This window comes from Fluviicola sp., from assembly GCF_029266855.1.
Lineage (GTDB): Bacteria > Bacteroidota > Bacteroidia > Flavobacteriales_D > Crocinitomicaceae > Fluviicola.
Map to the genome: position 1 here is coordinate 147,555 of NZ_JAQSWB010000008.1, position 14,372 is coordinate 161,926.

At 40.4% G+C, this 14,372-nt stretch carries 14 protein-coding genes; 9 read left to right on the forward strand and 5 right to left on the reverse strand.

From position 1 onward, the window contains the following. Nucleotides 1-7: 7 nt before the first annotated feature. The 4 genes from K0S23_RS15680 to K0S23_RS15695 are packed head-to-tail and all read left to right on the forward strand — an operon-like array spanning nt 8 to nt 5,703. Complete coding sequence (locus K0S23_RS15680; protein WP_300359372.1) at nt 8-1,069, forward strand: imelysin family protein; 1,062 nt, start codon at nt 8-10, stop codon at nt 1,067-1,069. Further along, a complete protein-coding gene (locus tag K0S23_RS15685) occupies nt 1,059-2,426 on the forward strand; it encodes an HTTM domain-containing protein (protein WP_300359374.1) in 1,368 nt (455 codons plus the stop codon). Before K0S23_RS15680 ends, K0S23_RS15685 begins: the two co-directional genes overlap by 11 nt. Further along, nucleotides 2,402-4,816 (forward strand): TonB-dependent receptor, encoded by a 2,415-nt coding sequence (locus K0S23_RS15690; protein ID WP_300359376.1) that lies wholly within the window; start codon nt 2,402-2,404, stop codon nt 4,814-4,816. The genes K0S23_RS15685 and K0S23_RS15690 overlap by 25 nt, the downstream gene beginning before the upstream one ends. Beyond that, complete coding sequence (locus K0S23_RS15695) at nt 4,813-5,703, forward strand: protein kinase (protein ID WP_300359378.1); 891 nt, start codon at nt 4,813-4,815, stop codon at nt 5,701-5,703. Before K0S23_RS15690 ends, K0S23_RS15695 begins: the two co-directional genes overlap by 4 nt. 163 nt (nt 5,704-5,866) lie before the next feature. Here K0S23_RS15695 and K0S23_RS15700 read toward each other — a convergent pair whose 3' ends face one another. Together K0S23_RS15700 and K0S23_RS15705 are read right to left on the reverse strand one after the other, a co-directional pair. Next, nucleotides 5,867-6,523, reverse strand: a complete 657-nt coding sequence (locus tag K0S23_RS15700; protein ID WP_300359379.1) for a hypothetical protein — start codon at nt 6,521-6,523, stop codon at nt 5,867-5,869. Between the two features lie 62 nt (nt 6,524-6,585). Continuing rightward, entirely contained in the window at nt 6,586-7,119 is a 534-nt protein-coding gene (locus K0S23_RS15705) for a DNA-3-methyladenine glycosylase I (protein WP_300359382.1), read from the reverse strand. A gap of 42 nt (nt 7,120-7,161) precedes the next feature. Between K0S23_RS15705 and K0S23_RS15710 the strand changes: the two genes are divergently transcribed. Beyond that, on the forward strand, nt 7,162-7,761 hold the full coding sequence (locus tag K0S23_RS15710) for a transferase hexapeptide repeat family protein (RefSeq protein ID WP_300359384.1): 600 nt from the start codon (nt 7,162-7,164) through the stop codon (nt 7,759-7,761). Nucleotides 7,762-7,996: 235 nt separating this feature from the next. Here the strand turns inward: K0S23_RS15710 and K0S23_RS15715 are convergent, their stop codons facing one another. From K0S23_RS15715 to pdhA, 3 genes are all read right to left on the reverse strand, one after another. Continuing rightward, nucleotides 7,997-8,188: a cold-shock protein gene (locus tag K0S23_RS15715; protein ID WP_300359386.1), complete on the reverse strand. Its 192-nt coding sequence runs from the start codon at nt 8,186-8,188 to the stop codon at nt 7,997-7,999. 129 nt (nt 8,189-8,317) lie between these two features. After that, nucleotides 8,318-9,601, reverse strand: a complete 1,284-nt coding sequence (locus tag K0S23_RS15720) for a pyruvate dehydrogenase complex dihydrolipoamide acetyltransferase (protein ID WP_300359388.1) — start codon at nt 9,599-9,601, stop codon at nt 8,318-8,320. 20 nt (nt 9,602-9,621) lie between these two features. Beyond that, a complete protein-coding gene (pdhA, locus tag K0S23_RS15725; RefSeq protein ID WP_300359391.1) occupies nt 9,622-10,674 on the reverse strand; it encodes a pyruvate dehydrogenase (acetyl-transferring) E1 component subunit alpha in 1,053 nt (350 codons plus the stop codon). 332 nt (nt 10,675-11,006) lie between these two features. Between pdhA and K0S23_RS15730 the strand changes: the two genes are divergently transcribed. The 4 genes from K0S23_RS15730 (at nt 11,007) to cmk (ending at nt 14,256) form a co-directional block, all read left to right on the forward strand. Next, entirely contained in the window at nt 11,007-11,528 is a 522-nt protein-coding gene (locus K0S23_RS15730; RefSeq protein ID WP_300359575.1) for a metallophosphoesterase family protein, read from the forward strand. A 15-nt stretch (nt 11,529-11,543) separates the two neighbouring features. Then, nucleotides 11,544-12,569 (forward strand): type IX secretion system protein PorQ, encoded by a 1,026-nt coding sequence (porQ, locus tag K0S23_RS15735; protein WP_300359393.1) that lies wholly within the window; start codon nt 11,544-11,546, stop codon nt 12,567-12,569. 140 nt (nt 12,570-12,709) lie between these two features. Beyond that, nucleotides 12,710-13,450, forward strand: coding sequence for an outer membrane beta-barrel protein (locus K0S23_RS15740; protein WP_300359395.1), 741 nt, complete (start codon nt 12,710-12,712; stop codon nt 13,448-13,450). 104 nt (nt 13,451-13,554) lie between these two features. Then, nucleotides 13,555-14,256 carry a (d)CMP kinase gene (cmk, locus tag K0S23_RS15745; protein ID WP_300359397.1) on the forward strand — a complete coding sequence of 234 codons (702 nt, stop codon included), beginning with the start codon at nt 13,555-13,557 and terminating at the stop codon, nt 14,254-14,256. Nucleotides 14,257-14,372: the final 116 nt, after the last annotated feature.

The following is a 14,372-nucleotide window of genomic DNA, read 5'->3' on the forward strand; positions in this document are numbered from 1 at the left end:
TTCGACCATGAAACTAGTTAAGTGGACAATTCCTTTATGTGCAATTCTTCTGATTACGGCATGTAAAAAGAAAAAAGAAGAAGACACCGAATTCGACAAAGGCCCGATCATGGTCAACTTAGCGGATAATTACATTATCCCTGGGTATTCTGATTTGAAGAATAAAGTTACAACACTTGAAACTTCATGGAATGATTTTCTATCAGATAAAACCCAGGCAAAATTAGATATTTCCAAGCAAGCATGGCTGGAGGCAAACATCTCTTTTCAACATGTAAAAGCATTTGATTTCGGCCCGGCAATGACTGCAAATATTGTTTTTACATTTGGCACGTTTCCGTGTGACACAGCTCAAATCAACAACAATATTCAAAGCGGCAGTTATGATCTGAGTATCGCTCAAAATCTGGATGCGATTGGTTTTGATGCGCTGGACTATTTATTTTACAGTGCAGGTTCATTGAGTAAATTTCAAAATTCAAACAGTGCCTGTACCTACGTTTCCGATATTATTTCAAAAATGAAAAACGAAATCACTTCTGTAGTTTCCCAATGGGGGAGCTACAGAAGTACGTTTGTAGCGGGAACAGGTAACGAATCAACCAGTCCATTTGCCCTTTTGGTAAACAATTTCTGTAAAGATTACGAATTGTGCAAAACCACCAAAATAGGTTTCCCTATCGGGAATCACACTCTTGGGATCCAGCAGCCTAATTACCTGGAAGCACGTCGTTCGGGAGCGGGAAAAACATTGCTGACAGAAAACATCCAAGCCTTACGCTGTATTTTTTCCGGTTCAAGTCTTTCAGGAAATGGCGGGACCGGTTTTGATGATTACCTGGTAGCAATAGACAAGGCAACACTTGCCACAACCATCCAATCGCGTTTCGACTACATGGTATCCACTCCCGGAAACTGGACAGGAACATTGGAAGATTTGCTGGGTTCATCTCCAACTACTTTAAGTGAATTTTACGCATATCAGCAAACGACTGTTGTTTATATAAAAACTGACATGGCTTCTGCTTTCGGTGTCTTGATAACTTATCAGGATACAGATGGCGATTAGAAAACGCTGGTCCGATTTCCTTTTCAGGGAAGTTTCCATTACTCCCCTGATCGCTTTTCGGATCGTAATCGGCCTTCTGTTTTTATTCAGCACCCTTCGATTTGTTGCCAACGGCTGGGTCAAACTTTTATACATCGACCCTCCTTTTCATTTCACTTACCTGGGCTTCGAGTGGATCCATCCCTTACAGGGAAACTGGATGTATCTTCCATTTGTTGTAATGATCTTAGCATGTTTGGGAATCATTTTCGGAGCATTTTACCGTCTTTCAAGCACCTTGTTTTTCCTTGCATTCACTTATGTGGAATTGCTGGATAAAAGTTATTATCTCAATCATTATTACTTCGTAAGCATCGTAGCATTTTTGTTAATCTGCGTGCCCGCAAACGCACAGTTCAGTGTTGACGCTAAAAGGAATCCTTCCATCCAGCGAAACACTATTCCTCAATGGCCGATCTTCCTGCTGCGTTTTCAGTTGGGCATCGTTTATTGTTTCGCAGGTCTGGCAAAAGTGAATGCAGATTGGTTACTGGAAGCCCAGCCGCTTCGTATGTGGCTGCAGGCATTCAGGGACTTGCCACTTGTCGGAGACCTGCTTGCTGCTTCCTGGGTGGCTTTTGTCTTCTCCTGGTTTTCCTGCTTTTACGATCTTACGATTCCTTTTTTTCTGTCGAACTCAAAAACACGGAACATTGCCTACATTTTCGTAGTTGTCTTTCATATCCTGACCTGGTTATTATTCCCGATCGGTGTTTTTCCATGGGTTATGATTTTCAGCACATTGATCTTCTTTCCAGCCAGCTTTCATGATAAATGGCTCAACATTTTGAAAAAAGTATTCAGTTGGAAAAATACAGGTTCCGTGGTTCCTGTCTCAAGATCAAAGATGGTCATTGCCTGTATTTCTTTTTTCCTGATCATTCAATTGCTTTTACCCTTTCGCTATTTGCTTTACCCGGAAAACCTGTTTTGGCATGAAGAGGGTTTCCGGTTTTCATGGCGGGTGATGTTAATGGAAAAAAAGGGATATGCGACATTTTATGTAGAAGACCGGAACACCCGGAAATCAATTGAAATTACCAACTCCGAATACCTGAGTCCGCAGCAGATAGATCAAATGTCACGACAGCCGGATATGATTTTACAATTTGCTCATTTCCTGGGTAAAAAATACAATGATACGCTCCTTCATTTCGGGAGCAAAAGCGTACATTTGTCGCGCCCAAGGGTAAGCGCCGATGTGTATGTCACCTTAAACGGAAGACCCAGTCAGCATTTTGTAAGCCGGGAAACAGATCTCATGCAAGAAGAATACAATTTGAAACACCGAACATGGATTTTACCTTTAGAAAAATAAGTCTTTCCTTTCTGTTTTGTGTTTTTGTTTCCCTTTGCTGGTCCCAAAACTTCGAAGGAACAATTATCGATCAAACCAGGACCCCGCAATTCGGAGTTTTTGTTCAGTGTGGTGAAAAAAAAACCATGACCGATGAACAAGGGAAGTTTCAAATCCCATGTGATAAAGGTCCGCTTATTATTTACGGTGACCAGATCGATACCCTGATATACATTCTAAACGGAATAGCAGCTCCAAAAACAGTGATCGAAGTTCAAAGTTCGGAAGCAGTAGAAGAAGTTGAAATCCGTGGTAAACGCCTGCATTATTTTGACATTGGTTTTATCCCTCCAGTAAAAGGAGTTCAAATAGCCACAGGAACAAACACACTTATAGAAACAGAACGCCAGGGCGGCGCTAAATCGAGTGCTAACCCACGGGAATTATTTGCTAAAGTACCCGGATTAAATATTTGGGAAAGTGATGGTGCCGGAATTCAAATGGGTGTCGGAGGAAGAGGTTTGAGTCCGAACAGGGCGGCAAATTTCAACACACGTCAAAACGGTTACGACATTTCCGCCGATGCACTGGGTTACCCGGAAAGTTACTATACTCCACCCTTGGAAGCTCTCCAGGCCATTGAAATCATTCGCGGTTCGGCAAGCTTGCAATACGGAACCCAATTCGGTGGTTTGATGAATTTCATCATTAAAGACCCCGTACAAACAAGTCCGTTCCAATTCACTTCCCGGAATACAGCCGGAAATTATGGTTATTTCGGAACATTTAACCGCATTTCAGGGACAAGCAAACGTTTTGAATACCAAGCTTATTACCAGCTAAAAACCGGTAAAGGGTACAGGCCCAACTCCAATTTCAATCAGCAGCAAGGCTTCGTGCAAATCGGGTATCATTTCAATGAAAATAATCATATCCGTTTGGAATATACGCGGATGACCTACCTGGCAAAACAGCCCGGAGGCCTTACAGACAAGCAATTTGAAGCAGATCCCAAACAAAGTATTCGCGACAGGAACTGGTTTAAAGTAGACTGGAATATTTTAGCCCTTCATTTTGATTCAAAGCTTTCTAAGAAGACCCTTTTAAACATCCGTGCGTTCGGAATGCTTTCGGACCGATACTCATTGGGTTATCTCGGAAAAATAAACACTGCCGATCCGGGTGGAAAACGCGACATGATTGCGGGTGAATTCAAGAACACCGGAATTGAAGCCCGGGTTCTGCATCGCTACAAACTGGCAAAAAAACAACATCACGAAAGTGCATTTTTACTTGGTCTACGTTATTACAGAGGACAAACAAGCAATCTCCAGGGTTTGGCAAGTGAGGGGAACGGGCCGGATTTTAAGTTTAACAATCGGGAAGAGATGGAGAATTCGGATTTTCGCTTTCCATCGGAGAATTTAGCAGCTTTTACAGATAACATTTGGTTCCTGGGAGATAAATGGACTATGAATGCCGGTCTGCGTTTCGAATTTATTAAGAGCTCAGCGATCGGGTATTACAACCAATACAACATTCACCCGCTTACTTTCGATACATTAAGTGCTTTTAAAGTTGAAAGTTCGAATACGATCGTTCGCTCCATTCCGCTTGCAGGAGCCGGAGCATCTTTTAAAACCGGGAAATATTCGAATGCTTATATCAATTTCTGCCAGAATTATCGCGCGGTGAACTTCTCAGACATCCGTGTTGCAAACCCCAACATTGTGGTGGATTCCCTGATCAGGGATGAATACGGGAGCACTACCGAACTAGGCTGGAGAGGATTTGCAGGAAAATACTTTTATACAGACCTTGCAGTATTTACTTTATTTTACGGCGATAAAATCGGTTTGGCTCCTCAACCAAATTCCACCAAGAAAATCCGTACGAATATTGGAAATGCACTAAATGCAGGAGTGGAATGTTTCGTGGAATTCGATTTCATTAAAGCACTTATGGACAGCTCCAAAATCGGGTCTTCGATTTTCGTCAACTTTTCATATATCCACGCTACCTATATTTCTTCGAGGGAAAAAAGCTATGTAGGCAAACAGGTAGAGTATGTAAGTCCGGTTATGTTTAAAACCGGTTTAAAGGTTCGTGCCAAAAACTGGCAGGTTCAAATCCAGGGATCTTATAATTCGGCACAATTCAGTGATGCGACAAATTCCAGGGAAGGAAGTGGTGATGCTGTAATCGGGGAAATTCCTGCCTACTTCGTCATGGACCTCAGCGCCCGTTATTCGTTCAGAAAGTACTTCCAGCTGGAGGCAGGTGTCAATAATTTATTGAATTCATCTTACTACACAAGGAGAGCAACTGCTTATCCGGGTCCGGGGATTCTTCCTTCAGATGGTATTACTTTTTATGGTACATTGCAATTTACTATTGAAGTAAAGCGATGAATCCTGCGGAAAAATACAGAATTCTTGAGCAGATAGACGGTAATAAAAAACGGAAGTTTGCTCATATATTTTTAACGGAGAACAAGATCTCCGGTGTGAAATCCATTCTTAAAACAGTCACTAAAACAGAAGGCAACCTGGTGGTCCAGGATCGTTTGAGAAAAGAAGCAGGTTTTTCCTTTATTGTAGACGGTTTACCTGAAACGCTCGATTTCTTTGAAAGTGATTCTGAGATTTTCCTCTTCAAGTCCTTTCAAGCCGGAATTACACTCGGAGATTATTTAGAGCAATTCCGTTCCAGGGAAAAAGCACAAAAATTATTTGAAGTTCTCGTACAGCTCGAACCGATATTGGATCATATTCATCAGAGAACTATTTATCACCTGGATATCAAGCCGGGAAATATTATCGTAGATTCTTCAAAAGGAGTCCGGGTATCCTTAATTGATTTCGGACTGGCATTGAATAAGAATGAAGCAGAAACACGAAAGACCTTATTCCCTTTAGGATTTGCGGCACCTGAACTGCTTTTAAACCACCTGGAACTTGTGGATCCAAGAACAGATTATTTTGCATTGGGAGTAAGCTGCTGGACGTGTCTGCAAGGGAGAATGCCCTTAATTGATCCGAATCCTACGATTACCACCAACCTGCAATTGACTTATCCACTTCCGAATCTCGATTCCAAATACAAAGCATTCAGCGGGCTTTTGCAAAAGTTAGCAGCAAAGCATCAATTTACGGTTCCTCCAAACAAATTAAGTATAGAGGAACAAAAAACAGCATTGATCAAAGGGATGAATAAACGCTACAATACTTATTCCGAGTTTATTTCAGATTTTGAGAAAGGATTGATTTCACAGAAAAAATCCTGGTGGCCCTTTTGACTTCAACTCACATTGACGCTTCGGTCAAGGTTTTCAACGCTCTGTCTCCAAGTCCCGACAAATTATTTAATTGTTTAACAGCAAATTTACTCATATGGTAACTTCGACTACGCTGCGCCTGTGCTATAGCTTTAGCGCAAGCATTCAGTTACCTTTGAATTTATCAGAAGAATAAATCTTTTCTATAGCCGATAGTGAATCCGAAATTCAGTGCAGAAACCTGTGATCCTGCATCTCCTGAAAGTTTGGAAGATCCTGCAGCAACAATTGCATACGACAGGGACAGATCTGTAAATATGGTTCCAAATGCAAACTGTTTCTTAACGCCGCCCTGAAGACCAAAGCTTAACAAGAATACGCTTCCGCTATTTGAACTTTGCAATCTGTATGCACTTTCATCAATCGGATCTGTTACCTTACTGGATAATTTATAGAAGGAAAAATCGAATACGGTTCCACCGTACAAACCGAAACCATAATCAAAGTTAGATCCCACAAAATATCTTCTTGTACCACCCTGAAGTCCGTATTGAGTCACACCATTTTTTACATTCACCATCATAACCGAAGGACTAGTTCCCAGTTCGATTGCTTCAGCAAAAGTAGAGTCCATTTTCGTGTTCTTCAAACTTGCATAGGCTCGAATAACAATAGAAGCACTCTCATCGCGTGGGATCTCAACTCCTAAATTCAATGTCTTGAATAATTGCCCGGAGCCAAAACCATAATTTAAACCTGGTCCGATCATTAGACCAACTTGTGCTTTTGCAGAAAAGCTAACAATCACAAGGATTATCGGAAGTAAAATTTTTGCTTTCATGACTCTATCTTTTATATTCGTTTTAATTTTGAAGTTCTTTCCCACCACTGTGGGCTATCAAATCAAAAGCTATGCTTTTTCTTCATTAATTCACTATATCTAAAACAATTCGGATGATGTGCTCCCGGAAGATAACCTGTACTCATTAGAAATTCGTTTACAATTTCTCCTCCGACAAATTTAAAATGCTTTTTAAATAACTTCACCCATTCTTCTTTTGATTTACCTAAGTTGCTGTCTAACCAAAACTTAAAGCTACCAAATTCTTTTTGTATTAACAATACTTGATTTGCATTATATATAACTGCATTTATTTTCAGTTTATTCCTGATTATCCCGGGGTTCTGAAGCAATTCATTCACTTTATCTTCCTGGTAATTAGCAATCTTATCTATGTTATAAACGTCAAAAGCTTCGGAAAAGTTTGTTTGCTTCTTTAAAATAATGTCCCAGGACAAACCGGCCTGGTTAATTTCAAGGATTAAGCGTCCGAAAAGTTCATTGTCATCATCAATCGGTGTGCCATAATGAAAATCATGATAGATCCTGTGATGGTCGTCCTTTGGTTTGGTTAAAACATAGTCACAATAGCTCATTTTGCCGTTTTGATTTCATATTTTTACCAAAAATAGGCATTCATGGCGGTATATTCATTCAATGGTTTTGTTCCGGTTGTTAAAAAATCCAGTTTTATTCATCCGCAGGCAGCAGTAACAGGTAATGTCATTATCGGTGAAAATGTATATATCGGTCCCGGAGCTGCGATCAGAGGAGACTGGGGACAAATCATTATTGAAGACGGTTGTAATGTGCAGGAAAACTGTACCATTCATATGTTTCCCGGAACAACTGTCACCTTAAAAGAAGGTGCACATATCGGTCACGGAGCAATCGTCCATGGAGGAACGATTGGTAAAAACTGCCTTGTCGGGATGAACTCGGTGATTATGGACGATGTCATTATTGAAGACGAATGCATTATCGGTGCTTTGTGTTTTGTACCTGCGAATACGCTTATCCCAAGAAGAAGCCTTGTTGTAGGAAATCCTGCAAAAGTGATCAAAGAGGTTTCGGATGAAATGATTGCCTGGAAAACCAAAGGAACGGCCTTGTATCAAGCCCTGCCTAAAGAATGTTATGAGACACTGATTCCCTGTGAACCATTGGAGGAAGTGGAAGAAAACCGTCCGAGCCAAGAGAAAATGTACCGGACCTGGGAAGCGATTAAGAAGGGATGATTTCGAATTGCGAATTTAGGACTTTAGGATGTTAGGATATTAAGATTATAGGACTCTATGATTTTAAGACTGAATTTTCTTCAAACAGATGGTAGATTAACGCAAAAATGCAGTAAGATTGCGAAAGATATTAGGTACTTCCCACAACCAGACCATGAAATCTTCCGTTCAGTAAAATTAAAAACCCCGACCATCTTTCGACGATCAGGGTTTTCAAAGAAAATTTTATATCTAGTTATGCGTGCTTCACGTTAATAGCCATTAATCCTTTTCTTCCTTCTTCCAAGTCAAATGTAACAGCGTCGTTTTCATTTACTTTGTCCACCAATCCTGAAACGTGTACAAAATACTCTTTGTTAGTTTCATCTTCTTTAACAAAACCAAAACCTTTAGTTTCGTTAAAGAACTTAATCGTTCCTTTATTCATATTCACTCATTTATTAGATAAACAAAGATGTAATAATAAATTGAATACGAGCTATTTATTTAAAAAAAATCACGCAAAATTAAAAACGGCCACTCAATTGAGCGGCCGTTTTAATTGATTTATCAATTTCTAAACCAGCATCATAACCGGGTTTTCCATGTATTGTTTAAAGGTTTGCAGGAACGCAGCTCCTGTTGCACCGTCCACTGTCCTATGATCACAGGAAAGCGTCACTTTCATGATGTTTCCGGGAACAACTTGTCCGTTTTTCACTACCGGCACCTGGGATATTCCACCGATTGCCATAATACAGCTATCCGGTGAATTGATTATTGCGGTAAACTGTTCGATACCGAACATTCCCAGGTTGGAAACCGTAAAGGTATTTCCTTCCCATTCTGCCGGTTGTAATTTTTTATCTTTCGCTTTTTGCGCCAGTACTTTTACCTCATCACCGATCTGGGACAAGCCTTTGCTGTCTGCAAAACGAATTACGGGAACAAGTAGTCCTTCGTCAACTGCAACCGCGACACCAATATGAACGTGATTGTTTCTGCGGATCACATCACCCAACCAGGATGAATTGATTGCAGGATGCTTACGCAAAGACATCGCAACTGCTTTGATCACCATATCATTAAATGAAACTTTCACTCCTTCGTTGCTGTTCATGGATTTACGCGCTGCAATAGCATTGTCCATATCCAACGAGATAGTCAGGTAGAAATGCGGTGCAGAGAACTTAGATTCGCCTAAACGCCGTGCAATAGTTTTACGCATTTGAGACACCGGTTCATCTGTAAAAGATTCGCTCATTGCAGCACTTCCTGATCCTGCCGGTCTTTCCGGAGCATCATAAGGAACGTAATGGTCCACATCTCTTTTTGTAATTCTTCCACCTTCACCTGTTCCAGCAATAAAGTTCAGATCAACGCCTTTTTCTTCTGCCAGTTTTTTCGCCAGCGGAGAAGCTAAAATACGTGTATTAGAGTTATTTGAAACCGCTTGCGGCTTAGGAGCCTCTGTTTTTTTAGTTTCTGTCGGAGCAGATTTTTCCTCTGCTTTTGCTTCCTCTTTTTTAGCGGGTTCAGCATCCGTCTTTTTTTCGTCCTTTTGGACTTCTTTCTTATCTTCAGCAGGAGCCTCTCCCTTTAGCAATCCTGAAATATCTTCGCCTTTTTCACCAATGATCGCCAACAATGAGTTCACCGGAGCAGGTTTTCCTTTTTCAATACCTATATGTAATAAAACACCATCAAAAAACGATTCGAATTCCAGGGTTGCTTTATCTGTTTCAATTTCGGCAAGCAATTCACCTGACTTTACGGTATCCCCGACTTTTTTATGCCATTCCGCAACAACACCTTCTGTCATGGTGTCACTCAATTTGGGCATGTTAATGATTTCAGCCATCTGCGATCTATTATAATCTATTAATATTCAATAATGTATGGGTAGTTCGGTTCCTGATAGATATCTTCATACAAATCATCAGCATCAGGATAAGGAGATTCTTCGGCAAACTTCACCGACTCTTCCACTTCGTTTTTAACCCACGCATCGATTTCTTCAATTTCTTTTGCAGTCAGCCACTTATTCGATTGAATCATTTTCAAACAATGTTCGATCGGGTCTTGCTCCATCCATTCCGCAACCTCTTCTTTGGTACGGTATTTTTGTGGATCTGACATGGAATGACCTTTATACCTGTAGGTACGGATATCCAACAATGTAGGTCCGTCACCTCTTCTTGCTCTTGCAACAGCTTCTTCTATTGCCTCGTGAACCGCTTCCGGAGACATTCCGTTTACTGATTTCGAAGGCATTTCATAAGAATCACCTATTTTGGAAAGATCCGTTACGTTCGTAGTACGCTCCACAGATGTACCCATTGCATAGTTATTGTTTTCAATAATGTAAATCACCGGAAGTTTCCAGTTCATTGCCATATTGAACGTTTCATGCAAAGCACCCTGACGAACAGCTCCGTCACCCATTGAAACGAATACTACGTTATCTGTTCCGTTATATTTTTCGGCAAAGGCAACACCGGTTCCCATTGGAATTTGAGCTCCAACGATTCCGTGTCCACCCATGAAGTTTTTCTTTTTATCGAAAAAGTGCATCGATCCGCCTTTTCCTTTGGAACATCCTGTTGAACGACCGTATAATTCAGCCATCAACACGCGAACATCAGTTCCCAATCCAATCGGATGTGCGTGATCGCGGTAAGCTGTCATGTGTGAATCAGTTGGCTTTGACGCACTGACTGTTCCGGCAACGATTGCTTCCTGACCAATATACAAGTGACAAAAGCCACCAAACTTTTGCTGGATGTACAATTGTCCTGCTTTCTCTTCAAAACGACGCATTAACAGCATATCCTTATACCATTTAATGTATGTCTCTTTTGAAAATTTCGAAGTGCTTTTCAGTGCACTTTTATTTGTTGTTTTTGATGGTTTTGAAGCTGTTTTCGTAGCCATGCTTACCAATTTTTGTTTGTTTAACGGACAAATATAAAAAGAACTCGGAAGAAAGGCGTCAAACAATTCAAAATTCAAAAGTCAAAATGCAAAATGAAGAAAGCGAGAAGCCAATTCCGAATGCAGAATCAGTCTTAGCAGAGTTGACCTTAATCAGGCAATAGTTTTATTTAGGTATCAGGGCCTTAAGGCATTAAGACTTTCAGGACTAAAACACAAGTGGCACGAGTCAGAGTCTCGCGCCAACAGAGGGTAGATTTATCAATAGCAATCTTTTGAATTTTGAATTCATAATTATGAATTCATTAGTTTTGTGGGAATTCAATCAATTGATGGTTAAAATAGGCTTACTTTCCGATACACATGGGTTTCTTCCGGAACGCGTTTTTGAATTATTCAAGGATGTGGATGAGATCTGGCATGCCGGAGATATCGGAAGTCTGGATGTTACCGATCGCTTAAAAGCTTTCAAACCATTACGGGCAGTTTACGGAAATATTGATGATCAGATGATCCGTTCCGAATTCCCGGAATACCTGAACTTCCGAATAGAAGATGTATCTGTTTCAATGACACACATTGCAGGAAGACCCGGAAGATACAGTAAACACGCCCTTGATTTCATCCACGAGACAAAACCGAACATTTTTATTTGCGGGCATTCTCATGTATTACTCGTACAGCAGGATAAAGGCAAAAATTTACTCTGGCTGAATCCGGGAGCTTGCGGCAATAAGGGGTTTCATTCCATTCAAACGGCTCTCCGGTTTCAAATAAACGGAAACAGAATCGAACATATGGAAGTCATTGAATTCGGAAAAAGATCGAGTCTGAACAATGAAGAGAAAAATTAAACGTTATTGCCACATATGAAATATAAATCGGGGCTCATATTACTTATTTTACTTCCCTTTGCTGCTGTTGCACAAACAGGAGGAATTCATGCATTTCAGAATTTAAATTCCCAATACAATGCCAGAACCATGGGACTTGGCGGTGATGCAATCACGATTTACGACAATGACCTGAATTTAGGCTTGAATAATCCGGCGGTTTTAAATCACCAAATGCATAAACGTTTCGGGTTTAATCAATCAATAATGGCAAGCGGTGTCAATACAGGCGCACTTACTTATGCAAGAAAGATAAAAAGTACTATGGGAATGGTTCATTTCCGGTATTCTTCCTATGGAAAAATGCAACGCACGGATATTGACGGAACGAATTTGGGAACTTTCTCCCCGGGTGATTTCATTTTGGGAGCCAGTGCCCAGCACGTATTTAACGAACGAATGTCTGCAGGTGCAACCGTGAATATTTTGTATTCCCAACTGGATTCTTATACTGCCTTCGGTACAAGTTTAGACATTGGAGGTCTTTACCGGGATTCAGCGAGAAACCTGAATATCGTCGGAGTGATTAAAAACCTGGGGGTACAATGGAAAGGCTATACCGATAAGAAGAACCCGCTTCCTCTCGAAGTTCAGTTAGGAATTTCTCACAAACTGAAACATGCACCCTTTAGAATCAGTTTGGTTGCCCAGCATTTACAAAAATGGAATCTTTCCTATGTTGATCCGAATGAAAAACCACGTGTCGATCCTTTAACCGGAGATACCATCCAGGTAAAAAAATCGGGGTTCTTTGATAACCTGGCACGCCATGGTAAACTGCAACTGGAAATTTTGATCGGAAAGAAGATTCAGCTGCGTACTGCCTTTGATTATCAGCGAAGAAAAGAATTGGCTATTGTAGGAAGGGGCGGCCTTGCGGGTTTCAGCTTTGGAGCAGGAATGTCCTTTAAGCGTTTCAGCGTTGATTACGGATGGTATATCTACTCCGTAGCAGGCAGTCAACATGGCCTTACCTTAAATTTTTTACTCTCAAAAAAATAAAGACACTCAACTTAAAATCAAACAATTACACCTCGATACGTAACTTTTTTTTAAGTTATTCACCGAAATTTGTTAACATGTTTTTGTAACCTGAATCTTTTTAATACGTAGATTTGCCCAAACCAATAATAATTTATAACATGAAAAAGTTAAGTTTACTTTTAGGTGGAATGATTTTAACAACTGCTGTAATGGCGCAAAAACCAACAGAAGGAGCTCCAATGTCATTGGAAGGAAACGTTAATGGTCTTGCTGCTTTCTCATTTGGTAATAATCAACCTACAAATTTGAATGGATTTACTAGTCCTACTGTAGCTCCTATCGTTACACCAGGATTACGTTTTCGTTACTTTGCTACTGAGAACATCGCTGTTCGTGTATCTTTAGGATTCAATTCTAGCAAAACTACTAACAATTTCTATGAATTTGAAGCTGACAACAGTGGTAATTCAGGTACTTTTGTATCTAAAAGAGGAACAACAACTATCGGTATCGGTGGTGAGTACCACTTTGCAGGAACAGCAAAATTATCTCCTTATGCAGGTTTAGATATCAACTTCGGTATGGGTAAAATGACAACTGAAGGTGACCAAACTGATGGGACGACTTGGGTTGCGACTGACTACGCTGAAGAATCAGAGCAAAAAGCTGCTGGTTTCGGTGTTGGATTGGTATTCGGTACTGATTACTACTTCGCTGAGAATTTCTACTTAGGAGTTGAGTTAGGTCTTGGATTTAATTCTTACACTATGAAAGAAGGATCTAGCTCAGTTACTGTTGCTGGTGTTACTACTGAAGCTACAGGTAACGAAGCGAAACAAAGCGGATTTGGAAACAATGCTAACTTTGGTGGTATGTTCCGTTTAGGATGGAGATTCTAATAGTAGAATTCACCTTTTAAATATTGAGGGTCTTCGTCTGTGACGAAGGCCCTTTTTTTATTGAAATCAATTGCCATTAGCTCTATTTAAGCTAAATTCGCAGCATGCATTCAACGCAACACATTACAATCGCCATCGATGGATTTTCTTCATGCGGGAAAAGTACATTGGCAAAGGCACTGGCAAAAAAAATGAACTATACGTTTATTGATTCGGGTGCTATGTACCGGTGTGTTGCATTATACGCTCTCAAAAACGGCTGTGCTTTAGGTGCACACAAAATCAACTTAAGCTGTGTAGTAAACAGCCTTTCACACATTCACATTCAATTCGGGGAACCTGACAGCAAAGGAAACCGCCCTGTGCTCTTAAACAATGAAGATGTATCGGATTTGATTCGCCAGCTGGAAGTTGCAAACATCGTCAGTGAAGTTGCCGCTATTAAAGAAGTGCGTGAATTCCTGGTCAAGCAACAGCAAGATCTTGGAAAAAACGGAGGCGTTGTTATGGATGGAAGGGATATCGGCACAGTTGTATTTCCCAACGCAGAATTAAAGCTTTTCATCACAGCCAAACCGGAAATCCGGGCACAAAGAAGATACCTGGAATTGCAGGCAAAAGGAGAAACTAACAGCCTGAATGAAATCCTGGAAAACCTGAAGCACAGAGATCGTATTGACAGTACCCGTGCAATTAGTCCTCTGACCCAGGCAAAAGATGCTTTAGTTGTTGATAATTCTGACATGACTGAAACAGAACAGTTAGAATATGTGCTAAATCTTGTTAAGAATAAAACAAGTATTTGACTCAAACTATAACTAAAGTTTACCAAATTAATCACTTCATAATCTTACACAAACAGAATATTCATCAAACATTAAGATTTCTTCATTGAAATCAATAGTTTGTTCATTTTGTATAA

Bases quoted from the DNA above. Each gene is read 5' to 3' on its own strand.
- K0S23_RS15730 (WP_300359575.1), top strand. From the start codon at position 11,007: ATGGTTAAAATAGGCTTACTTTCCGATACACATGGGTTTCTTCCGGAA.
- K0S23_RS15720 (WP_300359388.1), bottom strand. From the start codon at position 9,601: ATGGCTGAAATCATTAACATGCCCAAATTGAGTGACACCATGACAGAA.
- K0S23_RS15690 (WP_300359376.1), top strand. From the start codon at position 2,402: ATGGATTTTACCTTTAGAAAAATAAGTCTTTCCTTTCTGTTTTGTGTT.
- K0S23_RS15705 (WP_300359382.1), bottom strand. From the start codon at position 7,119: ATGAGCTATTGTGACTATGTTTTAACCAAACCAAAGGACGACCATCAC.
- K0S23_RS15710 (WP_300359384.1), top strand. From the start codon at position 7,162: ATGGCGGTATATTCATTCAATGGTTTTGTTCCGGTTGTTAAAAAATCC.
- cmk (WP_300359397.1), top strand. From the start codon at position 13,555: ATGCATTCAACGCAACACATTACAATCGCCATCGATGGATTTTCTTCA.
- K0S23_RS15715 (WP_300359386.1), bottom strand. From the start codon at position 8,188: ATGAATAAAGGAACGATTAAGTTCTTTAACGAAACTAAAGGTTTTGGT.
- K0S23_RS15680 (WP_300359372.1), top strand. From the start codon at position 8: ATGAAACTAGTTAAGTGGACAATTCCTTTATGTGCAATTCTTCTGATT.
- K0S23_RS15700 (WP_300359379.1), bottom strand. From the start codon at position 6,523: ATGAAAGCAAAAATTTTACTTCCGATAATCCTTGTGATTGTTAGCTTT.
- K0S23_RS15695 (WP_300359378.1), top strand. From the start codon at position 4,813: ATGAATCCTGCGGAAAAATACAGAATTCTTGAGCAGATAGACGGTAAT.
- K0S23_RS15740 (WP_300359395.1), top strand. From the start codon at position 12,710: ATGAAAAAGTTAAGTTTACTTTTAGGTGGAATGATTTTAACAACTGCT.
- pdhA (WP_300359391.1), bottom strand. From the start codon at position 10,674: ATGGCTACGAAAACAGCTTCAAAACCATCAAAAACAACAAATAAAAGT.
- porQ (WP_300359393.1), top strand. From the start codon at position 11,544: ATGAAATATAAATCGGGGCTCATATTACTTATTTTACTTCCCTTTGCT.
- K0S23_RS15685 (WP_300359374.1), top strand. From the start codon at position 1,059: ATGGCGATTAGAAAACGCTGGTCCGATTTCCTTTTCAGGGAAGTTTCC.